Source organism: Pseudomonas sp. Marseille-QA0892 (assembly GCF_054950135.1).
Window position 1 is genome coordinate 3,511,274 of the sequence record NZ_CM143104.1, and the last position, 24,277, is coordinate 3,535,550.

General features: G+C 62.1%; 19 protein-coding genes and 2 pseudogenes. 8 read left to right on the forward strand and 13 right to left on the reverse strand.

Annotated elements, in window-relative coordinates; translation table 11 throughout:
* Positions 1 to 3: 3 nt before the first annotated feature.
* Complete coding sequence (gene dtd, locus ACY8D3_RS16370) at positions 4 to 441, reverse strand: D-aminoacyl-tRNA deacylase (RefSeq protein ID WP_462379868.1); 438 nt, start codon at positions 439 to 441, stop codon at positions 4 to 6.
* Entirely contained in the window at positions 438 to 1,403 is a 966-nt protein-coding gene (pip, locus tag ACY8D3_RS16375) for a prolyl aminopeptidase (protein WP_462379869.1), read from the reverse strand. Before pip ends, dtd begins: the two co-directional genes overlap by 4 nt.
* A 380-nt stretch (positions 1,404 to 1,783) precedes the next feature.
* Here pip and ACY8D3_RS16380 point away from each other — a divergent pair, with 380 nt between their 5' ends.
* The 3 genes from ACY8D3_RS16380 to ACY8D3_RS16390 all read left to right on the forward strand — a co-directional run bounded on the left by ACY8D3_RS16380 (position 1,784) and on the right by ACY8D3_RS16390 (position 4,404).
* Complete coding sequence (locus ACY8D3_RS16380) at positions 1,784 to 2,668, forward strand: ABC transporter ATP-binding protein (protein ID WP_462379870.1); 885 nt, start codon at positions 1,784 to 1,786, stop codon at positions 2,666 to 2,668.
* On the forward strand, positions 2,665 to 3,843 hold the full coding sequence (locus tag ACY8D3_RS16385) for an ABC transporter permease (RefSeq protein ID WP_462379871.1): 1,179 nt from the start codon (positions 2,665 to 2,667) through the stop codon (positions 3,841 to 3,843). The genes ACY8D3_RS16380 and ACY8D3_RS16385 overlap by 4 nt, the downstream gene beginning before the upstream one ends.
* Positions 3,844 to 3,942: 99 nt before the next feature.
* Positions 3,943 to 4,404, forward strand: coding sequence for a DUF3859 domain-containing protein (locus ACY8D3_RS16390; RefSeq protein WP_462379872.1), 462 nt, complete (start codon positions 3,943 to 3,945; stop codon positions 4,402 to 4,404).
* A 6-nt stretch (positions 4,405 to 4,410) separates the two neighbouring features.
* Here ACY8D3_RS16390 and ACY8D3_RS16395 read toward each other — a convergent pair whose 3' ends face one another.
* The 5 genes from ACY8D3_RS16395 to ACY8D3_RS16415 form a co-directional block, all read right to left on the reverse strand.
* Complete coding sequence (locus ACY8D3_RS16395) at positions 4,411 to 4,968, reverse strand: lipocalin family protein (RefSeq protein WP_462379873.1); 558 nt, start codon at positions 4,966 to 4,968, stop codon at positions 4,411 to 4,413.
* Positions 4,969 to 4,985: 17 nt separating this feature from the next.
* Positions 4,986 to 5,240: a hypothetical protein gene (locus ACY8D3_RS16400; protein ID WP_462379874.1), complete on the reverse strand. Its 255-nt coding sequence runs from the start codon at positions 5,238 to 5,240 to the stop codon at positions 4,986 to 4,988.
* A gap of 153 nt (positions 5,241 to 5,393) precedes the next feature.
* The gene (locus ACY8D3_RS16405; RefSeq protein ID WP_462379875.1) at positions 5,394 to 6,008 is read right to left on the reverse strand and encodes a DUF924 family protein; all 615 of its coding nucleotides are present in this window, start codon (positions 6,006 to 6,008) and stop codon (positions 5,394 to 5,396) included.
* A 3-nt stretch (positions 6,009 to 6,011) separates the two neighbouring features.
* Positions 6,012 to 7,016: a class 1 fructose-bisphosphatase gene (locus ACY8D3_RS16410; RefSeq protein ID WP_462379876.1), complete on the reverse strand. Its 1,005-nt coding sequence runs from the start codon at positions 7,014 to 7,016 to the stop codon at positions 6,012 to 6,014.
* A 359-nt stretch (positions 7,017 to 7,375) separates the two neighbouring features.
* Positions 7,376 to 9,832, reverse strand: coding sequence for a glycogen/starch/alpha-glucan phosphorylase (locus tag ACY8D3_RS16415; RefSeq protein ID WP_462379877.1), 2,457 nt, complete (start codon positions 9,830 to 9,832; stop codon positions 7,376 to 7,378).
* A gap of 270 nt (positions 9,833 to 10,102) precedes the next feature.
* On the opposite strand from ACY8D3_RS16415, the gene ACY8D3_RS16420 reads away from it, so the two are divergent.
* Both ACY8D3_RS16420 and ACY8D3_RS16425 read left to right on the forward strand, forming a co-directional pair.
* A complete protein-coding gene (locus ACY8D3_RS16420; RefSeq protein WP_462379878.1) occupies positions 10,103 to 11,233 on the forward strand; it encodes a serine hydrolase in 1,131 nt (376 codons plus the stop codon).
* A complete protein-coding gene (locus ACY8D3_RS16425; protein ID WP_462379879.1) occupies positions 11,230 to 12,312 on the forward strand; it encodes a serine hydrolase in 1,083 nt (360 codons plus the stop codon). The genes ACY8D3_RS16420 and ACY8D3_RS16425 overlap by 4 nt, the downstream gene beginning before the upstream one ends.
* 2 nt (positions 12,313 to 12,314) lie before the next feature.
* Here ACY8D3_RS16425 and ACY8D3_RS16430 read toward each other — a convergent pair.
* The 4 genes and pseudogenes from ACY8D3_RS16430 to ACY8D3_RS16445 all read right to left on the reverse strand — a co-directional run.
* Positions 12,315 to 12,836, reverse strand: a pseudogene (locus tag ACY8D3_RS16430) (methyl-accepting chemotaxis protein); the annotation flags it as partial.
* A gap of 336 nt (positions 12,837 to 13,172) precedes the next feature.
* Positions 13,173 to 14,369, reverse strand: a pseudogene (locus tag ACY8D3_RS16435) (HAMP domain-containing protein); the annotation flags it as partial.
* A gap of 255 nt (positions 14,370 to 14,624) precedes the next feature.
* Complete coding sequence (locus tag ACY8D3_RS16440; protein WP_462379880.1) at positions 14,625 to 17,012, reverse strand: glycosyl hydrolase family 65 protein; 2,388 nt, start codon at positions 17,010 to 17,012, stop codon at positions 14,625 to 14,627.
* Positions 17,005 to 17,967: a PfkB family carbohydrate kinase gene (locus ACY8D3_RS16445; RefSeq protein ID WP_462379881.1), complete on the reverse strand. Its 963-nt coding sequence runs from the start codon at positions 17,965 to 17,967 to the stop codon at positions 17,005 to 17,007. Before ACY8D3_RS16445 ends, ACY8D3_RS16440 begins: the two co-directional genes overlap by 8 nt.
* Before the next feature lie 172 nt (positions 17,968 to 18,139).
* On the opposite strand from ACY8D3_RS16445, the gene ACY8D3_RS16450 reads away from it, so the two are divergent.
* Genes ACY8D3_RS16450 through ACY8D3_RS16460 form a run of 3 tightly spaced genes read left to right on the forward strand, consistent with a single transcriptional unit; the run spans position 18,140 to position 20,500 of the window.
* Complete coding sequence (locus ACY8D3_RS16450; protein ID WP_462379882.1) at positions 18,140 to 19,153, forward strand: SDR family oxidoreductase; 1,014 nt, start codon at positions 18,140 to 18,142, stop codon at positions 19,151 to 19,153.
* A 15-nt stretch (positions 19,154 to 19,168) separates the two neighbouring features.
* Complete coding sequence (locus tag ACY8D3_RS16455; protein ID WP_462379884.1) at positions 19,169 to 19,852, forward strand: DUF2238 domain-containing protein; 684 nt, start codon at positions 19,169 to 19,171, stop codon at positions 19,850 to 19,852.
* 42 nt (positions 19,853 to 19,894) lie between these two features.
* Complete coding sequence (locus ACY8D3_RS16460) at positions 19,895 to 20,500, forward strand: invasion associated locus B family protein (RefSeq protein ID WP_462379885.1); 606 nt, start codon at positions 19,895 to 19,897, stop codon at positions 20,498 to 20,500.
* Between the two features lie 71 nt (positions 20,501 to 20,571).
* Here ACY8D3_RS16460 and typA read toward each other — a convergent pair whose 3' ends face one another.
* Both typA and thiI read right to left on the reverse strand, forming a co-directional pair.
* The gene (gene typA, locus ACY8D3_RS16465; protein ID WP_462379886.1) at positions 20,572 to 22,389 is read right to left on the reverse strand and encodes a translational GTPase TypA; all 1,818 of its coding nucleotides are present in this window, start codon (positions 22,387 to 22,389) and stop codon (positions 20,572 to 20,574) included.
* Between the two features lie 177 nt (positions 22,390 to 22,566).
* Positions 22,567 to 24,021, reverse strand: coding sequence for a tRNA uracil 4-sulfurtransferase ThiI (thiI, locus tag ACY8D3_RS16470; protein ID WP_462379887.1), 1,455 nt, complete (start codon positions 24,019 to 24,021; stop codon positions 22,567 to 22,569).
* Between the last annotated feature and the right edge of the window lie 256 nt (positions 24,022 to 24,277).

Consider the following 24,277-nt stretch of genomic DNA (forward strand, 5'->3'; position numbering starts at 1 on the left):
GTTCTACGCCTCCAGCAGGAAAGTTACAGGGCCGTCGTTTACGAGATGCACCTGCATGTCGGCACCGAAGCGGCCGCACGCGACGTGAGCATACCGCTGGCGCGCGGCGGCCACCAGATGCTCGAACATTTCCAGCCCTTTTGCAGGCACCGCTGCGGTTGAAAAACTCGGGCGCATCCCGCTTCGAGTATCGGCTACAAGTGTGAACTGCGACACAAGAAGGAGCCCACCTTCTATATCAGTAAGGGACCGATTCATCCGGCCCGCTTCGTCCGAAAAGATGCGATAGCCAAGCAAGCGCTCGAGCAGGCGCGCTGATCGCGCATGATCGTCGTCAGGCTCGACACCGATGAAGGCCAGCAATCCGTGGTCAATTGCGCCAACGATCTCACCCTCGACTTCGACGCGTGCGTGGCGCACGCGCTGGATCAGAGCCTTCATGCTTCATCCGGTGCCAGATCGAGGAGACGATGCGCCATTTCATTGGTAGCGCGCACCAGCGCATCGGTTATGCACGGCTCGGAGGCGGCATGCCCCGCCTCGCGAATGATCTGCAGCTCGCTACCTGGCCACGCCTGGTGCAAGGCCCAGGCGTTATCCATCGGCGTCACCACATCATAGCGACCATGTACGATGATGCCCGGGAGGTGCGCGATCTTCGGCATATCCCGGATCAGCTGATCCGGCTCGAGGAACGCATCATTGACGAAGTAGTGACACTCGATGCGCGCGATAGCCAGTGCGCGTTCGTGGAACCGCTCGACGACCTCGGGGGATGGGCGCAGCGTAAGGGTGCGTCCTTCCCAGCACGACCAAGCCTTGGCGGCATGCATCTGAGCGATCTGATCGCTGCCGGTGAGACGCTTGTAGAACGCCCGCATAAGATCGCCGCGCTCTTCCTGCGGAATTGGCGCCAGGTAGTCTTGCCAGTAGTCCGGGAACAACCGGCTCGCGCCGTCCTGATAGAACCAGTGAAAGTCCTGCGGACGGCACAGGAAAATGCCGCGCAGAATGAGCGCGTGAACGCGATCCGGGTGACGCTGTGCATAGGCCAACGACAGGGTCGACCCCCAGGAACCGCCGAACAGTACCCACTTGTCGATCCCCAGGTGCTCGCGGATGCGTTCCATGTCCGCGACCAGGTCCCACGTCGTGTTCTTTTCGAGGCTCGCATGGGGCAACGAACGGCCGCAGCCGCGCTGATCGAACGTCACGATCCGGTACAACGCGGGATCGAAAAAGCGCCGGGACATCGAATCGCAACCGCCACCCGGGCCGCCATGCACGAACAGAACTGGCAAGCCCACACGCGTCCCGCTTTCATCAACATACAACACATGCGGGTCATCCACGGCCAGTTCATGGCGTGCGTACGGCTTGATCTCCGGAAAAACGGTCAGCATTGAACACTCCCCTGTCTGCGTCTGCGTGATTTCCAGTGCGCTTCGGGCGCCACCCCGAACACTGCCCTGCCAACCTGCATGGGGCACGCTTGTCCTACCGCTCGTCAAGCAGATTCCGATCGGAGAATGCCCAAGGCGCATCGGCTTGTTGCAAGTCGTGCATCCCAGCGGCTCCGAAAGCGCATGCGTTTCGCTCTGCTACACTGCCGCGAACTCAACGGGCTGCCCACGCATGGATCGACATACGTATTTCCCGATCACGCGCCAGCGGATTCAACCGCTCTGTCGCCTCTGGACGCAGACCCACTGCCCTCTGCCGCGGCCGCTCAACAGCACTGAGTGCGCTCGGCTCAGCCGTTCGAAGAAAAGCGCGCGGCGCCATGCTTGAACTCGAGCAGGTCCGCTTTACATACCCGAATGCCGAGCGCCCGGCACTGGATGGCATTGATCTGGAAGTGCCGGCCGGTGAATGCCTTGGCCTGTTGGGCAGCAACGGCGCAGGGAAAACCACCCTGTTCTCGCTACTCGCGGGCCTTCGCCAGCCGCAAAGCGGCCGCATACGCTGGCGAGCTGAAGGCCGACCCGGGCTGATCCCGCAGCAGTCGGCGTTCTACGGCCAACTCAGCGTGCGTGAAAATCTCGAGCTTTTCGCCGACCTCTACAGGCTACGCGGCGAAACCCGACGGCAGCGTATGGAGCGCGTGCTGTACGCCGCCACGCTGGAAGGCCTACTTGGGAGACGCGCACATGGGCTGTCCGGCGGGCAGCAGAGACGCCTCAACTTTGCAGTAGGTCTGTTGCAACCCGCGCGCGTCTACCTGTTCGATGAAGCGACCGTAGGTGTAGACGCCCAGGCACGCCAGCGACTGCTCGACGCTGTGGCGGCGCTTCCATCCGAAGGGTGCGCCGTGCTGTATACCAGCCACTACCTCGACGAGATCGAGCGAGTTGCCCAGCGCGTCGTCCTGATGGATCAAGGTCAGGTTCGACTCGATCTCGATAAGCGCCAGCTGCTCGACAACACGCCAAGCCTGATCCTGGAATGGCCCGAGGGCGTGCCGGCCGCCGTGCAAGCCGCGCTGGTCGAGCTGGAGCTGGCAACCGACCCATTGCCTCACGGCGTCCGCATTCCGGCGCTCGACATGACGCAACTTGATCGCCTTTGCCGCGTCCTGGTCACGTTGCCCGAGCCGCCTAGCCTGCTGCGCTTCGGGCGCCCCTCTTTAGAGCAGCTTTACCTTCATCTCTGCGGAGGGCCGTTGTGATCATCCGAGCGCTCATCGGCAAGGAAATCCGCCTCGTATTACGCGACCCGCATGCACTCGGCGCGCTGTTACTGATGCCGACCCTGTTCATCCTCCTCATGGCGTTCGCGCTCTCGGCCGTCAACGAAGACAAACTGCCTGCACTGCATGTTACGACCTCAATCCCCACGGAATCCGTGAATGCCCGCTTCTTTCAGCTGGCGTTAAACGACCAGCTAGGCGGCGGCGATACCAATGCCCAGGGGGCTGTCCCTCTGATCGAGCTTGCCCCGGACTTTGACACGCGCCTGCTCGACCCGGACGCTCATGCAGTGGCTATTCATTATCCCGCCTCCACCGATAGCGCAACACGCCAGCGATTGCGGGCCGCGGTGCAGACCGCGCTGGCGCAGACGCGAACCCAGGCGTACCTGCTTGGTACCGGAGAGCTGTCGGCAGAGCAACCGGTCGAGTCACGGCTACGCGACATCGCCGACCAGACCCGTGTGCTGGTCGAAGAGCAGGACTTGACGAGGGACGGCCCCGCGCAGCGTGCCAATGCCAGTCAGCACAGCGTCCCGGCATGGCTGATCTTCGGCATGTTCTTCGTGATGTTGCCCATGGCTCACAGCTTCCAGCATGAGCGACAAAGCGGTGCGCTGATGCGGCTTCGCTGCCTTGAACTCGGAACGTTTTCGCTCGTCGTGAGCAAGCTTGCGCCCTACTTCGGGCTCAATCTGCTGCAGTTCGCCACATTTCTCGCGCTGGGCGCGTGGGGCCTGCCGCTTCTCGGATTGCCGGGTCTTACTCTGACCGGAGATCCCCTGGGTTATGTCGCGCTCGCCATCAGTCTGGCCTTGGCGGCCTGCACACTGGGACTGGCGATCTCGACCCTGGCCGGCACGGCGGAGCAGGCGCTGCTTCTCAGCGCCGGCATCAATATCATCCTTGCCGCCATTGGCGGCGTGATGGTTCCCAAGAGCGTGATGCCCGATGCCATGCGTCATGTCGCAGAACTGTCGCCGATGAGCTGGGGGCTCGATGCCTTCCTGACGCTTCTCGTTGGGCACGGCGATTTGGCAGCGGTTGCGCCGTACTGCGCACGCCTGCTCGGACTGGCCGTGGTTGTCGGGGCCGCAGCACTGGTGCTGTTCCGCCGACGTCTGAACGATACGCAGTGGACAGCTCACTTCTAACCATCATTGTCTGATCCCGACGATCCATACCGCGCGAACGGTCATCAGGCTGTCACGTGCCGTTTCTACGCTGGCGCGACCTTTTTCGAGAGCCCCGCCATGCGATACCCCTGCCTGACCGCCGCCGCCCTTCTTGCGATGTCCCTCCAGTCCCACGCCGAGGTGCGCCTAGACGGGCCGGTCGAGCATGGGATCTTCAAGAGCCAGGTGACACAGACGGAACCCGGTCAGCGCGTTATTGCGCGAGGTGACCAGACGATCGAGCGCACCGAACAGGTGCCGGCGAAGCTCGGCACCAAGTTCGGTATGCGTTATCAGCTGAGCGGAAAGACCGCGGGCGAGCCGCCGCTAACATTGCTGTATCTCACGCCAGGCGTGGTCACACCCGACGGCAAGCGTCACGACAAGTTCGTCGTGACGCAGAAGATGGAGCCAGGCGCTCCGAGCGATGTCATGGCCTTCGAATTCACGGAGCCCTACGAAGTCGTCAAGGGCGAGTGGCATCTGATGGTCTTCCAGGAGGACCGCAAGTTGCTGGAGCAGCGATTCGAAGTCCGCTGATCCTGCTTACTTCGCGCCGGGCATCTCGCTGTCCGGCGTACGCCAGATCAGCTTGCTGGTGTCATAACCCTGCTTACGAGCGGCCAACAGCATTTCGTTCAGCGTGTCCTGGTCCACCTGGGGCTCGCGCGACAATAGCCACAGATAGGACAGTTTCGAGTCGCCTACGACAGCGGTGCGGTAGTCGTGGTCGAGATAGATGATCCAATAGTCGCCCTTTGCAAATGCACTCAGCAGCGTGCTCTGGACGAAGCTTACGGACAGCTTGTCAGTGACGCCCTTTTGCTGCGGCTTGGCTGTGCCGCGCGCTTCCTGCCATTCACCGTTCTTGTCACGGCAGCGGTTGAATACGCCGACTTCACCGTCCGCCTGAAGCGTGTAATGCGCCTCGGACTGCAGGCAGTCGCGCTGGAAGTACATCGGCAACCGCGCGAGTTCGTACCAAGTGCCCTGATAGCGATCCAGGTCGACATGACCCACCGTCTGGGGTGGCGCTTGCCCGGTTCCGGAATTGGCGCATGCAGTGAGCAGCAACATGCTGATGAGGGCGCTGATGAATCGCATCGATTCTCCTTGGGTGGTTATTTGAGGCCTTTGCCGGAATACGTCAACACCATGTCACGCCCGTACTGCACCGTGATGGAGCGCTTGTCGTCGCCCCATCGGCAGCTGGACACATTCGTCGCAGCGTCGCACTCGGCAGGCTTGCCCAGCAGCGCCTCGACTTCGGCTGGAGACATCCCGGTCCTGAGACGTGCGTAATTTTCCGGGCTGACCTTGCTGCATGCAACCAACGCCACACTCGCTAACAGCAATATGCCCATACGCACACTCATGCCCGACTCCTTATTGAGCAACGCCGCTCCATGCTTTCCTTGGGTAAAAATGCACCCAGGCCAGACAGCGTTTTGACGCGACGCGGGTGCGTTAGTTGCCGGGCAGTGCAATGGTTTTTCAGCGCAGGCTCGCCGCGCAAGATGGAGGTCGGCTTAGAAACCCAAGCCGGGCTGCGACAGATAGGCCACTTCTTCGGGAGTCGAGGGCCTTCCCAGAATGGCGTTGCGGTGTGGGAATCGCCCAAACCGCCGGATGACGTCCTGGTGACGCCGTGCGTAGTCCAGGAAATCCGCAAAGACCTTGCGATCCTCAGGCCGACACCCTGCGGCAAGTGCCGTAAAGTACTCCACAGCCATGGCCTGGGACGCGGCGGACTCGTCATGCTCGAACGGCAAGTACACGAAAACATGTGCAATGGGCGGCAACGTCTGATGCCAACCCTGATCGATACCCTTGCGTGCCAAGGCAAGTGTGCTGGCATCCCCGGAGAAGGCTTTGGGGGTATTGCGAAACAGCATGCGCGGTAGCTGATCTAGTAACAGGATCTCGGCAAGCCACCCTTGTGGCTCCTGTCGCCAGCTCACCAGACGTCCTGCGAGGGCCTCCTGCACGAAAACGCCGAAGCGCTCTCGCGCCTCGGCGTCCTGTCTAGCCCGGTATCCGAACCAGAGCTTGTGTTTCTCCCGGGACACCGCGGTGGCGTCCAAGCGGGCGATCGTATCGGCCGGTCCGAACCACCACTCCAGCAGCGGTGCCCAGGGCGTCATTGCTTACTTGTGGTAAGCGGTGACGCGTTCGACTTCTTCCTTCGAGCCCAGGAACACCGGCACGCGCTGGTGCAGTTGGGTGGGCTGGATATCGAGGATGCGTTGCGTACCATCGGTGGCTGCACCGCCCGCCTGCTCGATGATCATGGCCATCGGGTTGGCTTCGTACATCAAGCGCAGCTTGCCGGGCTTGGACGGGTCGCGCTTGTCACGGGGATACATGAACACGCCGCCGCGGGTCAGGATGCGGTGCACGTCCGCAACCATCGAGGCGATCCAGCGCATGTTGTAGTTCTTGCCCAGAGGGCCTTCCTTTCCCGCCAGCAGCTCGTCCACGTAGCGCTGCACCGGGGCCTCCCAGTGACGCTGGTTAGACATGTTGATGGCGAATTCGGCCGTGGTTTCCGGCACGCGCATGTCATCATGCGTCAGCACGAAACTGCCCATCTCGCGATCGAGCGTGAAGCCTTTCACACCGTTGCCCAGCGTCAGGATAAGCATGGTCTGCGGACCGTAGACCGCATAGCCTGCAGCGACCTGCTGGGTGCCCGCCTGCAGGAAGGCCTCTTCGCCGAGCGATTCGTTCTGGCTGCAGTCGCCTGGGCAGCGCATGACTGAGAAGATGGTGCCAACCGAGACGTTGACATCGATGTTCGAGGAGCCATCGAGTGGGTCAAAGGTCAGCAGGTAGGCGCCCTTCGGATAACGGCCGGGAATCTGGTAAGGCTCGTCCATCTCCTCGGACGCCATCGCCGCCAGTGTGCCGCCCCATTCGTTGGCTTCGAGCAGGATTTCGTTGGACAGGACGTCCAGCTTCTTCTGCACCTCACCCTGTACGTTCTCCGTTTCGGTGCTGCCGAGAACGCCACCCAGCGCGCCTTTGGACACGGCATGGCTGATTTCCTTGCATGCACGCGCGACCACTTCAATGAGGAATCGCAGGTCTGCGGGCGTGTTGTGACTGCGGGTCTGCTCGATCAGATAGCGACTCAGGGTTACGCGTGACATTGGCGGGCTCCGAATGATGGGGACACAAACGCGCAGAGTTTAGCGCGAGCGGCATTTCAATGCTCCTGTCAGACCGGCTCGAAGGAGGAAGGTTCTTGCTTCGCTTGGCTACGGTTCGGCCCGCCTGGAACGTAGCGGCATGGCGCGGTGCGCTGGAGCCCACCTTGCCCCCGCCCCCGCATGCTGCAGGATGGATAGCCGGGACCCTCCGCGCAGGATTCCAAATCGACAACGGTGGAAAAGGCTTGGCCGTTTTCCACCCTACACGCCGACGCGAAGTGCTCGACGGATGGAGTGGCTGGATTTCGCAGCGTGGATGGCCGAAGCCATCCACGCGAACATCATCGACGTCTTGCCCCTTAATCCAGAGCCTTCCAGATGTCGCGGGCATATTCGCGGATCGTCCGATCCGACGAGAACCAACCGGCACGCGCCGTGTTGAGCACAGCCGACCGCCACCACAGTTTTGGCGAACGCCAGTAGGCGGCCACCTTGCGCTGGGCATCCCAGTAATCATCGAAATCGGCACAGACGAAGAACGTATCGTGAGCGATCAACCCTTCGATTAATCCCTTGTAGCGGTTCGGATCGTCTGGTGAGAACGCCCCGCGATGGATTGCCTGAAGCACTTCGTTCAAGCGAGGCGAGGCGTCCAGCCACGGCTGCGCATTGAACTCGCCGGCTGCCTTGCGTGCTTCCACCTGACGCGCGCTCATGCCGAAGATGAACATGTGCTCTTCGCCAATGAGTTCGCTCATCTCCACGTTGGCGCCGTCCAGCGTGCCGATGGTCAGCGCACCGTTCAGGGCAAACTTCATGTTGCTCGTACCGGACGCCTCGTAGCCCGCCGTCGAGATCTGCTCCGAAAGATCCGCGGCCGGGATGATCGCCTCTGCCAGGCTCACGTTGTAGTTCGGCAGGAACGCGACCTTCAGCATGCCGCGAAGCGTCGGGTCGTTGTTCACGGTACGGGCGATGTCATTCGCCAATTTGATGATGAGCTTGGCCTGGTGATAACTCGCAGCCGCCTTGCCAGAGAAGATCTTCACCCGCGGCACCCAATCCATATGCGGCTCGGCGCGCATGGCTTGGTACAGCGCCACGGTATGCAGCAGGTTGAGTAGCTGACGCTTGTACTCGTGGATACGCTTGACCTGCACATCAAAGAGCGCATCCGGATCCAGCGAAACGCCGATACGCTCGAGCACAAGGTTCGACAGATGCACCTTGGCGTCGCGTCGCTGCTCCATGAACGCCTTGCGGAAAGACTGCTTGTCCGCAAACGGCTCCAGCTGCTTGAGTGTGGTCTCGGGCTTGTCCAGCACGTCCTCACCAATTGCGTCGACGAGCATGCCCGCCAGCTGCGGGTTCGCCTGGTGCAACCAGCGGCGGAACGTAATCCCGTTGGTCTTGTTGTTGATTCGATCCGGGTACAGCTGATGCAGGTCCTTGAAGACCGTCACACGCATCAGGTCGGTGTGCAGACCGGATACCCCATTGATACTGTGCGAGCCGAGGAAGGCCAGGTTCCCCATGCGGACCCGGCGCCCATTGTCTTCCTGGATCAGCGACACCGCACGAAGCAGCTCGAAGTCGTGGATGTCCTTCGCCCGCAGCGCATCGATGTGATAGGCATTGATCAGGTAAATGATCTGCATATGCCGTGGCAGCAGATGCTCCATGAGCCCCACAGGCCAGGTCTCCAGGGCCTCTGGCAGCAGCGTATGGTTCGTGTAGGACAAGGTGCCAACGGTGGTCGTCCAGGCGTCGTCCCAGCTCAACCCATGCACATCGACCAGCAGACGCATCAGCTCGGCCACCGCAATCGCCGGGTGGGTGTCGTTGAGCTGGATCGACACATGCTGCGGCAGCGTACGCAGGTCACCATTCTGCTTCATGAAGCGGCGGATAAGATCCTGTAGCGACGAGGATACGAAGAAGTACTCCTGACGCAGACGCAGCTGCTGGCCGGCTTCGGTGCTGTCTGCCGGATAGAGGACGCGCGAAATGCTCTCGGCGCGCGCCTCATCCATGACCGCGCCCACGTGGTCGCCGGCGTTGAACCGCTCCAGATGCAAATCACTTTCAGCACGCGCACGCCACAGGCGCAACGTGTTCACCGCGCGCCCGCGCCAGCCGACCACGGGTGTATCGTACGCAATAGAACGCACGACATCGGCCGGCTCCCACTGCTGGCGTTGGCCACTTGGATCGTCCGGCAGGTTGATCACACCCCCGCCGAATCCGATCTTGTACGTCACTTCGGCGCGCTCGAATTCCCATGGGTTGCCGAAGTCGAGCCAGGTCTCGGTCTGCTCGTGCTGCCAGCCGTCCACGATCGCCTGTCGGAACAAACCGTGCTCGTAACGAATGCCGTAGCCATGCGCAGCCACACCCAGGGTGGCCATGCTTTCCATGAAGCAGGCGGCCAGGCGGCCCAGGCCGCCGTTACCCAAGGCGGCATCGGGCTCCAGCTGACGAATCTGATCGAGGTCCACGTCCAGGTCGGACAGGGCCTGACGCGCGATATCGAGAATGCCCAGGTTACTCAGGCTGTCGAACAGGAGACGGCCAATCAGAAATTCCAGCGAGAGGTAGTACACCCGCTTCTGATTGCTGCGGTAGACATGGCGTGTGTGGTCCATCCACGGGTCGACGATGCGATCCCGTGTCGCCAAAGCGATGGCTTCGAACCAGTCGTGATCATAAGCGTGTTCAGGGTCCTTGCCGACCGAGTAGGTCAGCTTGGACAGGACCGCATCACGAAAGGCGGCCACTTCGGCAGGATCGGGTGTAACACGAGACTCCTGGGACATTGACATGCATCCTCGGCTGGCAAGACGGGCAGCAAGGCCGAACGTTGACCTCACCGCTCTGACCTTTAGGTGATTTCAGCGTTCGTTGCAAACGAGGAATGGCCGAACGGCCCTAAACCCGGCTTGAACCCTGCGCAAATCGCCTGCGTCTTAAACAAACAACCCCGCCGGCAATCACGATGCCGTGCCTGGCATGCCGCGCCTGGCTGCACTGGGCTATCGCTGAATTCGGTGGCGACGAGAACCGAGAACGAAAGGCCCCGGATCCGCATGACAGCACCGTCCCACTCCCTCCGCCGCCGCGCTTTCCGCGCCCGTTTCGCCTGGCTTGCGGGCACCTGTGCCCTGCTGCTGAGCGTTGCGTCGAAAGCAACGCCCATCCAGCTCGCGCCAGAACCGGATTGGGCCGATTCGCTGACTGCCCTGCTCGCCAAGGCCGACCACTCGTACCCCGGCGAGCTAGGCGTGTATGTCAAGGATTTACAAAGCGGAGCGGAATACAGTTACAAAGCGGACGAACGCTGGTACCTCGCCTCGATGGTCAAGGTGCCGGTGGCGATCACGGTGATGCGCGCCATCGAACGCGGTGAATTTAGCCTCGAACAGAAGGTGACACTGTCCGCGAGCGACTACGTGGACGGCACGGGCCAGACCAACCAGCATGGTCCCGGCGAACGGTTGAGCATCGACTGGCTCATGCACCAGATGCTTGTGTACAGCGACAACACTGCCACCGACATCCTCATTCGCCAGGTCGGCCTTCAGGCCGTCAACGACGTCACGAAACAACTCGTACCCGAGGGTTTCGAACCGATCACGACGCTCGCTGAAGTGCGTCGACAGGTCTACGGTCACTATCACCCCGCCGCAGCGGATCTCGTTGGTCGCCAGTTCCTGACGCTCAAGCAGCAGCGCACCGAAGCCGAGCGCCGCGCGACCCTTGCGCGCCTCCTCAAGGTCGCGCCGAACGAATTGGCGCCTATCCGCTACGACGATGCCTACGCGCAGTACTACGCGAGCGGGCTGAACAGCGCCCCGCTTACAGCCTACGGACATTTGCTCGAACACCTCGCCCGTGGCGAAGCCCTGCAGGCCGACAGCACCGCCTACGTACTGGGTGTGATGGGCAAAGTGGCCACCGGCAGCAAGCGCCTCAAGGCCGGGCTCCCCGACACCGTCTCGCTCGCGCACAAGACGGGCACCCAGCGAGGCCGTTTCTGCGACGCCGGCATTGCCCAGGCACGTGAGGGCGATCAACGCCGTACCGTCATCATCGCGGCCTGTACCCGTGGCAGCCTGTCGCTCGATCGCTCCGAGCAAGCGCTGAGCCACGTCGGACAGGCCGTGGGCCAAACCGGCCTTTTTTCTCACCCCCTTCGCTTAGGCAGGGTCACACCATGAAAGCTCGATCGCTCGTAGGCGCGGGTGCGCTGATCCCGCTCGGCCTGATCGCCGGGTTCGGTTTTTTCGACACATCGCAAACCCAGGCCATGCCTGAACTGGAGAAGAAAGTCGCCGCGCTCGATGAGCGAACACCCGGGGCGCTCGGCGTCTACATTCGAGACCTGGGCGACGGCCGGGAACTCAACTACGGGGGCGAGCGCAGCTGGTACCTGGCGTCCACGATCAAGGTGCCCGTCGCGGTCGCCATTTTGCAGGATGTCGACGCGGGCAAACTGTCCTTGGACGATACGCTCACCCTCGAGGAGGGCGACAAGGTAGACGGGCCAGGAGACCTCGCCTGGAAAGATGCAGGTACGGAGATACCCGTCGACGACCTGCTTCGCGACATGCTGCAGGTCAGCGACAGTACGGCGACGGGCATGCTCATTCGCCATCTGGGCGCCGACGAGCTCAATCGCCGAATCCGGCGTGACATGACGAGTGGCGGGTTCGGCGAAGTGACGAGCATTCTGGAGGTCCGCCGCGCCCTGTATCGTCAGTTCACGCCCAAAGCCGACGAGCTGGACAATGCCCAGATCCTCAGCCTGGCCTCAACGTCACTGAATGAAGAACGCACCCGTGCGCTAGCGCGTGAAGTCGGCGTACAGACGGATGAGTTCGACGTGAACAGCCTCAAAGAGGCCTACGCCCGTTACTACGAAACCGGCCTGAACGCCGCCGAGCTTGACGCCTATGGCGAGATGCTGGTGCGCGTCGTCAAGGGTGACCTGCTCAAACCCGACACGGCCGAACAGCTCTTCCGCTACATGAAGCTTGGTCAATATGACGCCTACCGCCTCGAGGCCGGGCTCGACAAGGCCATTCCCTTCGCGCACAAGACAGGTACCCAGTTCGAGCGGACCTGCCATGTCGGCATCGTCGACCCGCTGTCTGCGGAGCGCGCCATTGTCGTGGCGGCCTGCGTCTCGGACGCCGACGAGGACGACGCGGCCGAGACGCTCGGTGAAGTCGGCAAGCTGTTGAACACGCTCGCAGCGGAGTCGGCACCCGCGCAGACGAGTGCCAGCCGCAACTGACATCAGAGCTGGAACGTCGCCGTGCTGCGCGAAAGGCTACGGCTGCCCGCGTTCAGTCGGTCCGCAACGCCGTGCACCGATTGCGCACCTTCGAGCAGGTGCAACGCTGCCTGATCGACCTGTTGAATGTTGCCACTGACATCTTCGGCCGTTGCAGCTTGCTCCTCTACGGCCGTGGCAATCTGGGCGATCATGTCTTCCACACGTTGCACCGCGCCGACGATATCGCCCAACCGTTGGCCCAGCTCGTCTACCGCCGTCACATCCTCCTCAGCCTGCGCATAGGCCTCCTGCATGAGCCGCACCGCATCGGCAACGACTGTCTGCAGCGCCTGCACGGTCGTGCCAATTTCCCGGGTCGACTCCTGCGTCCGACGTGACAGACCACGCACCTCGTCCGCTACCACCGCAAAACCGCGACCGTGATCACCGGCACGGGCGGCCTCAATGGCAGCGTTCAGCGCAAGCAGGTTGGTCTGCTCGGCAATGGCACCAATCACATCCACGACACGGCCGATACGCTGGGCCTGCTCGTCCAGCTGAGTCATCGCCCTGGAGCTGGCGGAGAGCCGGTTGATCAGCCCGCGCATACCCTCCGTCGTCGCCTGGCTGCGCTGATTGCTCACGGTCGCGATTTCACGCGTCTCACCCACATCGCGCGCCGCCTGCTCGCAGCTTTCCGCAACGCTCTGCGCAGTCGCCGCCATCTGCGTGGCCGCCGCTGCAATCTGGCTGACCTGCTGTTGCTGGCGCTCGACCGATACGAGGCTGGACTGAGCGTGGGACGTCAGCGACGTGACTGTATTGTCCAACGCAGCGGCTTCCTGATTCACCTCCGTCAGAGAACCACGCAACTGCACGACAGCCTCGTTGAGGGCTGTACCGATCGTGGCCAGTTCGTCGCGCCCGACAACGCGGGTCTGCTGACGGAGATCGCCGCGCCGCAATGCTTGCGCCATGGCGGTGATTTCGGACGCACTGGAGCGAATGGATGCTTGCAGGCAGAGGAATGCGTACATCGCCACCAGCGCCAGCACGCCAAATGCCGTGAGCGTGACGACCATGGCGCCCAGCGCCTGGGCATGGTATTCACCTAGCCGGAGTTCCAGCGTTTCGAGCGTAGATGTCTGCAGTGCCTGCGCCGCGCCAAGCGCGCCATCCATGCCCTTCTCGAAGGTAGGCATGTCCAGTGTGACCTTGTCGCCAAACAGGTTCTGATCCAGCTCGCCGAGCCAGCGGTCCAGAGCCGCCAGGGTCTGGCGATATTGCGCCTTCCAGGGGTCAAGAGACGGCTCGGGAATGCGTTCAAGGACTTCTGCAGCTTTGATGAGGACATCGCGCGAGGCATCCAGATTGCCGCGGATCTCTCGAAGCTGAAGGCGTGTCTGCAAGCTGAAGTTTCCGGATGCCACAACGCCTTGTCCGATGCTGGCCAGGGTGCCGAGCTGGCGGCCCAGCTGCGGCGATGTCTGGCTTCCGAACTGCTGGAGCAGATAGGTATCGAGCATTGGGTCAAGAATCAGACCCGTATCGGTCCCGATGCGGTCCCGCAGCGAACTGACCTGCTGCAGCGTATCAGCGAAGCGTTGATACGCGTCCGGCCACCAATTCAGGGTCTTGAGCGCGTCAGCGTGAAGGCCGTCAACGGCCTTGCTGATCGCCTCAATGCCCGCAAGGGCTTCATGGCTGGCGCCCTCCGCCTCGAGCATGCGCGAGGCACTGTCGACGGCCACGCGCAACGTCTTTTCATGAGCGACCACCTCGGCCAGTGCCGCCTGGGCGAGCGTCCCCGATCGTGTCGTCGTGTCCTGCGTTTTCCAGCGCGCCGCCAGATTCCGCGCTCTCAAAATGGCTTCGTCGATGCGGTCCAGCGCCTGTAGCTGATGAACACCCGACTGCTCAGCCGATAGACGTGACAGGTTCCCCGCGTAGTCGCTACCGATCGACCATGCCGCATAGGCAATCGGCAACATGAACATCAGCGCGATCAGCTGGAATTTGTGAGCGAAGCGAAAACGCGCCAGGGCGCGGACGCCTGGACGGAGCAATACATTCATTGGCGCTTACTTCCTTGATTACAGCACCACCTGATGGAGCAAATGGCACGCCATCTGCGCCGCCTCGACCACAAATAAATACGCCAATCCGCTCCGAAGGCTCTGCAACGCGACGATAAAGGCATAGCGCCATCATCCGGAAAGGATCGGACATCCCGAGCGGAGCGTAGAGGTCTGGAAAACCCTGTTCCAAAACGCCTCAAAGCAGTGCAACGGGTGGGACCAGAGGCAGTGAAATGCTTCGAAAAGGAGCAATCAGCCGCCTCTGGTACAGCGGATGTCCAGCACCCCGCCGGGCTGCAATGTCTGGCGGTCGCCGCGACAGTTCACCTCGATCGCCCGTGCACTACCCTCTTGTACGCTCAGCCTCAGCCGCTCACCCCCCAAATGGACGTGCAACAGAGCGCCCCGGAATCGAAGCTCGAAACGCACATCTCCCAACGCAGCGGGTGGCGCGGGATCGAGGTGGAGGCCGTCCGCACAGAGATAAAGCCCGCAATAGTGCCGCTGCAGGACGTCCAGCGAACCCGCCATGGCTCCTAGATGGATCCCTTCCCGGGTGCCCCCTTCAGGCGGGGCCGCCAGATCGACGTCGAGGCATTCACGAAAGCATGCCCAGGATGCGGCGGGGTCGATCCTGGCCAGCGCGCCCGCGCAAACAACCGTTGAAAGGCTGGACTCGTGAGTGATACGTGCCATGTAGTACTCGACGGTGCGTCGCGCCGCGTCATCGTCCAGCACGTACCCTAGTCGAGCGAACAATGCTTCCAGTTCATGTGGCGTAAACAGGTACGCCAGCATCAGCACATCCGCCTGTTTGGTCAGCTGGTAGCGGTCGCAGCTGTCGCCTTTTGCATTCAGCCACCAGTCCAGACGCGGACGGCCGTCCTCCAGCCAAGCAGGGTTCGGCGGCTGCAAGCGGTCGAAGCCGTCGAATTGCTCCACGACACCGTCGGATAGCAGGGGCACGTACATCCGCCGACTTACGTCTTCCCACTGGGCCAGCTCCTGCTCGTCGATTCCGAGCCTTGCGCATAGCGCCTGGCCGCCGTCCGGCAGCGCTGCCAACACATCGAACCCCCGGCAGATTGTCCAGACCGCCATCACGTTCGTATAGGCGTTGTTGTCGAGCCCGGGTTCGGCCGCACCTGGATAGGCATTGTGGTATTCGTCCGGCCCGATCACGCCGGTGATCACATACCGCGCTTTACTGCTATCGAAGGTGGCGACCGATGCCCAGAAGCGTGCGATCTCCAGAATCAGCTCACCGGCTTCATTGGCCAGGACGTCCAGATCATCCGTTGCCAGAAAGACAGTCCACGCGTCGTACGCAATCGCCGCGCCGATATGGCGTTGGAGATAGGTGTGATCAGGCATCCACTTGCCTGATAGCGGATTGAATTGATAGGGCGGTGTTTCCTCGAGCCCAGTACGCCCGCTTCGCCATGGGAACATTGCACCGCGAAGGCCGGCCGCAGCGGCATGCTCACGCGCGGCCGGCAGCCGACGATGGCGGTAGCGCAGCAAGCCGCGGGCAATTTCCGGAAAGCGGGTCGCAAGAAACGGAAAGGCGAAGATTTCGTCCCAGAACACCTGCCCGTAATACCCCTCCTGCCAACCCTTTGGTGGTAGCCCTACATCCAGGCGCGCGCTATGTGGCGATGCTGCCTGCAAGAGGTGAAACGCATGCAACCGCAATGGGCGTTCCCACTGAGGCTCGACATGCAGCGGCATGCGCTGCCACAGCGATGCCCAGGCAGCGCCATGGCGCGCCCGAAGTGATTCGAATGCCTCTACCGGCAAGCGGCAGCGGACAGTCTCACGGGCTTCCTTGCCACCACTGCGCAACGCCTCGTCGACCGCTACCGCAGCGGTGACGTCGATTCGCACGAGTCCATCAGCGGGCCTGCAACAGCGGAGCACGAAACGAACATGGTCAGGCCCGGACTCGGTGCCCAGCAATTGCGCATCAGGTGTGACACGCGCCCGCATGGCCATCGCCATGTGAAAGGCGCGATCGTGCAAGGCCGCGCTCGCGCTCGCCTCACCGGAACCGTGCGTCTCTACCTCGATGTCCTGTAATCGTTGCCCTTCGTAGGGACCGCTGCGCGGTATCGCGGCGTTGGCGACGCGCGCGTCCAGTCCCGTCTGGATATCACAGTGCTCGACACCCTCGGGTAGTCTGATCGTCCAGCCCACGGCGGCGAAGGCGCCATCAGCCATGTCCACGAGCCAGGTCTCGCATAACGACACCGCATGACCATCGAGTTCGAAGGTCATTTGTCGCTCGACAATCCCGTCCTCCATCTTCAGCGACTGCTCGTAACGTCGGTGGGCTTGGGCGGGCGAGAACCAGGTTCCGCCGTTCAGCCGCAGGCTGAGGCCAAAGGGTTGTGGAAGATTCACCAGCGCTGCGACATCGGTGACCCGCCCGTTGACCAGTCGAGGCGCATCGTCGTACCAGCCGGCATGGTAGAAGCCTGCGTAATGCGCGTCATCGACGGCCGGCGCCTCTCGTGACGCTTCGGGCGCGGCAGGCCGAAGCGAAAGCACGCCGTTTCCCAGCGCAAGTAGCGAGGTTCGGCGCCGCTCATCCTCGGCATCGAAATGATCGAACCGCACCTCCACAGGGGCACTACGCATCGAGCGCTTCGATCCGCTGCAGGATGCCTTGCGCCCGCTGCAGCAGTTGCTCGCGACTGGGGTAGGCAGGCTGCGAGCCATAGCCCGTCACGGCGTGATTAGCCGCCGCCACCCCCCAAGCGGCAGCCGTCCTGGGAGACTCGCCCTCAAGCAACGCGATCGCGAATACGCCTGTAAACGCATCGCCTGCGCCCGTGCTGTCGACGACATCGACGTCATCAGCGGGCACGTGGACAAGCGTGTCGGGCGCGGCCAGCACGCAACCACCATCACCCAGCTTGATACACACGACCTCGACGCCCTTTTCATCACGCAACTGCCGTGCCGCGCGCGCGGCGTCCTGCAGCGACTCAACCTCTAGGCCGACCAGGCCGCCCGCTTCGTCCGGATTCGGCGTCAGCGCATGGAACGAAGACAGCAGTTCCGGCTCAACCCGATCCGGAAAGGAGGGATCCAGAATCACCGGAATGTCGCGCTTGCGAGCAGCGTCAACGGCGCGACGCACCACGGCCGCGGGCACTTCGTAATCCAGCACCAGGCATGCCGGCAACGCAGCAGATTCGATCGCGTCGACCGCCTGCCGGACCGCCTCCTCAGGCCACTGATCGTTGGCGTTGGTCGCCAGGACGATCTGTTTCTTACCGTCCGGCGGGACCATGATCATCGAAACGCCTGTCGCCTGGCCGCTCACCGTATGCACCCGGTCGACATCGGCACCCGCGTCCACTAGCGCGGCGAGCGTCTTATCCGCCAGTCCATCATCGCCGATACACCCGAGCAGATGGCTGCTGTGGCCGAAGCGCGCGCCGAGGTAGGCCACGTTGGCGGCCTTGCCGCCGGCGAAGCGTGAAAAGTCGTGCGCCAGCAACGTCTCTTGCGAGCCGGGCGGCTCATCCAGTCGCACCTGGAAATCGGCGTTGATGCTTCCAAGGGAAATCAATGTTCGACGAGTCATGAGGTGCTCCGGGCGAGTCCGCTACGTTCTGATGACCCGTCTGGCCCTTTTCAGGTTCGTTGCGGAAACGCCTTGAGACGCATGCGCACACCGCCATCGGTCCTTCGCTGGGAACCCGTGGCGGACGCCTCGCTTCTACCCTCTAACTACGTCAACCGCCCGAGGCCATGCAATGAAACCGAAGCTCAAGCCCCTCAGTGAACAGGTCATCGTGATCACCGGTGCCTCGAGCGGTATTGGCCTTGCAACGGCCGAAGGCGCCGTTCGGGCAGGAGCGCGTGTAGTGCTGGTCTCCCGAAACGAAGAGGCGTTGGCGGAGATCGAACAGCGCCTGGACAGCCGAGGGGACCGGGTCATCCATGTCGTCGCAGACGTTGCCAATCGCGAGGATCTGGAACGGGTCGCGGCCGATACGCTGTACCGCTTCGGCGGCTTCGATACCTGGATCAACAACGCCGGGGTGTCCGTCTGGGGCCGCCTGGATCAGGTTGACGAACAGGACCACCGTCGCGTGATGGAGACCAATTTCTGGGGCACGTTTTATGGCTCAATCATCGCCATGGCGCATCTGCGCGGAAAAGGCGGTGCGATTATCAATATTGGAAGCGTCGAGTCCGAGACGCCCCTGCCCTTCCACGCGAGCTACAGCGCCAGCAAGCACGCCATCAAGGCGCTGACTGACACCTTGCGTATCGAACTGAAGAAAAGTGCCGCACCCGTGTCGGTCACACTCGTCCGACCCACGTCGACCGACACGCAATTCATCGATCACTCGAAGAACGAGCTCTCGAGCGCGCCTACGCTGCCACCGCCCGTGTATGCACCGGAAGTCGTGGCTGAGGCGATACTGGACGCGGCGGAGAATCCCCAGCGTGACGTGTACGTAGGCAACGCACGTACGCTGACCAACCTGTCGCGCCACGCCCCGCGATTTCTGGACTGGCTGCAAAGCAACGTCATCTACGATTGGATCAGAAGCGGGCGCCCTGATCGAAACCCGCGCGGTACGTTTTACCGACAAGCCGGTGAACGCTGGAACGAGGAATTGCGTACGCGCGGTCGGTATCCCGGCCCGACGGTTCCCTTCAGCCCGACGACGCGCATGAGCCAACACCCACTCGCGACGTCGGCCATCGTAGCGGCCGCCGCCATAGCGACCTACGCACTGCTACGTCGCAAACGCTGACGAGCGAGTTGACGCATGGCCCGCACCTATACGCTCGCTTTCCTTTTTATTGCCGTAATGGGTGTATTGCTTCTGTCCGCACTCGACCCCATGGACCGGACAACCTGGCTGCTCGAGGCCAGCCCGGTCCTTGCGATTGCCGCCATCATCCTGTGCACGCATCGCCACTTCGGCTTCAGTACGTTCGCCTATGGCCTTCTTGCCCTCGGTGGGCTGGCCCTGGTCATCGGTGCGCATTACGGGTTCGCCCATGTCCCGGTTGGCAACTGGGCGAGGGACACCTTTGGGCTCTCGCGGAACCATTACGACCGGGTTGGCCATGTCTTACAGGGCATCATCCCCGCTATCCTGGCTCGTGAATGGCTGCTACGTGGCGAACGCGTTCGTGGCCGGCGCCTGCTTCCTTTCCTTTGCATCTGCGTTGCCATGGCCGTGAGCGCCGTATATGAACTGGCCGAATGGGTCGCTGCGATTACGCTTGGGCAGAGCGCTGAGGAATTTCTTGGCATGCAAGGTGACGAATGGGATACCCAGGCGGATATGGCCTGCGCCCTGTTCGGTGCATTCATGGCCATGACGCTGCTGGTACCCCTGCATGACCGGAGCATGGCGAAGCTCGTCCAGCCCACGCTCAACACAGCGCGGCACAAACCCGCCATACCGAGCATGCGCGAGCGTCCTTCCACCGAGTCACGCTGACTCGCGGGACACCACTCACAGACAGTCGACAGAGACCTGCCCATGAAACTGCAAGCCCTCAAATGCGGCGCCCTTGGCTTCGCCAGCCTGCTAGCGCTGGCCATGACGCCCCACGCACTGGCGCAGACGCCCCCACCTCCCGGTGGTGCCGGCGGCGCTAACCCAGCGCCGGGCGGCAATCAGAACATCCAGCAGGAGACACACGGCGACTGGCAGCTTCGCTGTGGCATGGTACCAACCGGCCCAGCGCAAGGTAACAACCCACCGCCGCAGCGCAAACTGTGCGTGATCTCGCAGGAACAGACCAACCAGGACGCCAAGCAGCGCGTCATGGCCGTCGAGATGATTCCGGACGGCCAGGAAGTCCAGGCAACATTCATCCTGCCGTTCGGGCTGTCACTGCAAAAGGGGGTCAACCTGCGTATCGACAACGGGACCGCCAGCGGCGCCCTGCCCTTCCGCACGTGCCTGCCCATCGGTTGCATTCTGCCGATCCGCTTCGATCAGAAGCTTGCCGGCGACCTTCGCAAAGGCAACAAGCTGAATGTGACGGTCACGTCCGACGCGGGTGAGGAGGTGACCCTCGGTTTCTCGCTGAGCGGGTTCACCAAGGCCATCAGCCGGGCGGCCGAGCTCTCGAAGAGCTGACGATAGGCCCTGCATGAAAAAGCCCCGCGCGGATCACTCCGGGCGGGGCTTTTCGTTCTGATGGATCCGAATCAGACCTTGCTGCGCTCGTAGCGCTTGCGGTCGTTCTCGTTCAGCAGCTTCTTGCGCAGGCGGATCGACTTCGGCGTCACTTCCACCAGCTCGTCGTCGGCGATGAATTCCAACGCCTGCTCGAGGGTGAACTTGATCGGCGGAACCAGGGCGATGACTTCGTCCTTGCCCGATGCACGCATGTTGTCGAGCTTCTTGCCCTTGGTGGGGTTGAGCACGAGGTCGTTGTCACGGCTGTTGATGCCGCACAGCTGGCCTTCGTAGATCTCGTCGCCCGGTGCCAGGAACAGCTTGCCGCGGCTCTGCAGGGTTTCCAGCGAGTAGGTCAGCGCCGTACCGGTAGCCATCGAAACCAGCACACCGTTCTGACGGTTGGTGACTTCGCCGGCCTTGATCGGGCCGTAGTGGCTGAAGGTCGAGGTCAGGATGCCCGTGCCCGAGGTCAGGGTCAGGAAGTTGTTACGGAAGCCGATCAGGCCACGCGCCGGAATGGTGTACTCGAGACGAATACGGCCCTTACCGTCGGGGATCATGTTGGTGAGATCACCCTTGCGCAGACCCATCTGCTCCATCACCGAGCCCTGGTTCTGCTCTTCGATGTCGATGGTGACGTTCTCGTAAGGCTCCTGCTTCTCGCCATCCTTCTCGATGATGACCACTTCAGGACGGCCGACGGCCAGCTCGAAGCCTTCGCGGCGCATGTTCTCGATCAGTACCGAAAGATGCAGCTCACCACGGCCGGAGACCTTGAACTTCTCGGGCGAGTCGCCCTGCTCGACACGCAGCGCCACGTTGTGCAGCAGCTCCTTGTCCAGGCGGTCCTTGATGTTGCGGCTGGTGACGAACTTACCTTCCTTGCCTGCGAACGGCGAATCGTTGACCTGGAAGGTCATCGAAACGGTCGGCTGGTCTACGGTGAGCGGCGGCAGCGCTTCGACGGCCTGTGGGTCGCACAGGGTATCGGAGATGAACAGCTCGTCCATGCCGCTCACGCAGACGATATCGCCTGCCTGGGCTTCCTGGACTTCAACACGCTGCAAGCCGGAGTGGCCCATGATCTTCAGGATACGGCCGTTACGCTTGTTGCCTTCGTCGTCGATCGCAGTGACCGGGCTGTTTGCCTTGATCTTGCCGCGCGCGATACGGCCGATGCCGATGACGCCCAAGAAGCTGTTGTAGTCCAGCTGGGAGATCTGCATCTGGAACGGGCCGTCGAGGTCAACGGTCGGGGCCGGTACATGGTCGACGATGGCCTGGAACAGCGGATCCATGTTGTCGGCCATGTTCGCAGGATCATCGCCGGCAATGCCGTTCAGGGCGCTGGCATAGACGATCGGGAAGTCGAGCTGCTCATCGGTAGCGCCTAGGTTGTCGAACAGATCGAAGATCTGGTCCACGACCCAGTCAGGACGCGCGCCCGGACGGTCGACCTTGTTCACGACAACGATCGGACGCAGGCCGGCTTTGAACGCCTTCTGGGTCACGAAACGTGTTTGCGGCATGGGGCCGTCTTGTGCATCGACCAGCAGCAGTACGGAATCGACCATCGACATGACGCGCTCGACTTCGCCACCGAAGTCAGCGTGCCCGGGGGTGTCGACGATGTTGATGTCGTAGCCGTTCCACTTCAGGGCGGTGTTCTTCGCCAGAATGGTAATGCCGCGCTCTTTTTCCTGGTCGTTGGAGTCCATGACGCGCTCGTTTTCGAGCTCTTTACGATCCAGGGTGCCAGACAGCTTCAGCAGCTTGTCTACGAGCGTGGTCTTGCCATGGTCGACGTGCGCGATGATGGCGATATTGCGTAGTTTTTCGATCACAGTGTGTTCTCTTGGAGCGGCCAGCGATTGGAGTGCCGACCAGATTCGAAACGGGGCGCGAGCCGTACTCGGCACCCATACATGCCTATTCGTCGCACCGGGCAGCGCGACTGCAATCAAAGAGCCGGACGGTCGGGAGGGCGGTGGCGGATACTGCCGCCCAGCAGGCCGGCCTGCCTAGGCCGGGCGATACACACGCACATTCGCATGCCCCTCGTTGAGCAAGTGATGAGCATGCAGGCGGCTCATGACACCTTTATCGCAATACAGCAGGTACTGGCGATTTTCATCCAGCTCCTTGAAGCGGCTGTTGATCGCATAGAACGGCATCGGCTGGACTTCGACACCAGCCAGTTCGAGCGGCTCGTCCTCGCTGCTGTCGGGGTGACGGATATCCAGCACGATCTGGCCCGGCAGCGCCTCGCGCACTTCCTCGACCTGCAGGTCCTGCCCAAGCTCGTCGATAACGCGGTCCACCGTGACACGACGGGCACGCTCGAGCGCGCGATCCAGAATCGCCATGTCGAAATGGGATTCCTCATGCTCGATCCGGCCGCGCTTGGCGCGCGTGGTCGGGTTGACTGAAATGACGCCGCAGTACTCGGGCATGTGCTTGGCGTACTCGGCAGTGCCGATGGCGTACGCCGTGTCGATGATGTCCTGCTTGTGCGCAGCGATCAGTGGGCGCAGCACCAGCATGTCGGTCGCGGAATCGATAACGGACAGGTTCGGCAGCGTCTGGCTGGAGACCTGTGAGATAGCCTCACCGGTAACCAACGCGTCGATGTGCAGGTCCTCGGCGATCCGTGTCGCCGCACGCAGCATCATGCGCTTGAGGACGACACCCATCTGGCTGTTGTCCACCTTGTCGAGGATCTCGGCGACGACTTCTTCGAACGGCACGCTGATGAACAGCACGCGGTGCGAACTGCCGTATTTCTCCCAAAGATGGTGCGCCACTTCCATGACGCCCAGTTCATGGGCGCGGCCACCCAGATTGAAGAAGCAATAGTGGCTCAGCAGGCCGCGGCGCATCATCTCGAACGCAGCGACCGTGGAGTCGAAGCCGCCGGACATGAGCACAAGCGTCTGTTCGAGCGAGCCCAGCGGATAGCCACCGATGCCGTTGTGTTGGCGATGGATGATGAACAGCCGGTCGTGGCGAATTTCCAGGCGCACTTCCACTTCCGGCTGCTTCAAGGAGATACCGGCCGCGTCGAACTCACGGCGCAGATGGCTGCCGACGTAGCGCTCGATGTCCATGGAGGTGAACGAATGCTTGCCGGCGCGCTTGCATTTCACAGCGAAGACCTTGCCGCGCAACTGCTCGCCAAAGTGTGCACGGCACTTGTCGAGGACATCATCGAAGTCGCCCAGCGGGTATTCGTGCACTTCGAGGAAATGGGCGATACCAGGCATGCACTTGAGACGTTCGATGATCGCCTGCAATGCCTTGGGCTCGCTGACGCCCGTCTGGATCTCAAGATTGTCCCACTCGCCCTGCACGTCGAGCACAGGGTCCAGACCCTTGAGCACGGTGCGCACGTTCTTTGCCAGCTGTCGGATGAACTGCTTGCGCACCGGCCGGCTCTTGATCGTGATTTCAGGAAAGACTTTGACGACGAGTTTCATGACAAAAGCGGGGCAGCCTGGGCGCCAGAAAAAGAAGGGCGCGAATTATAGCGGAATTGTTCAAGCTTTAACCAAAAAGAATGTACCGGCGGTCCAGCGCACCAAAAGTGCCCACTCGCTCAATCCATTGCACCAAAAACAGGCGCACCTGGTCCGATGTAGTGCCGCTGAACGTGCCACAACCGGGACGCTGCGGGGTCGCAGCCCATTCCGGGGCACTGGCATACATATTGCTCCCTTGTGAGGCAGCTCGTTC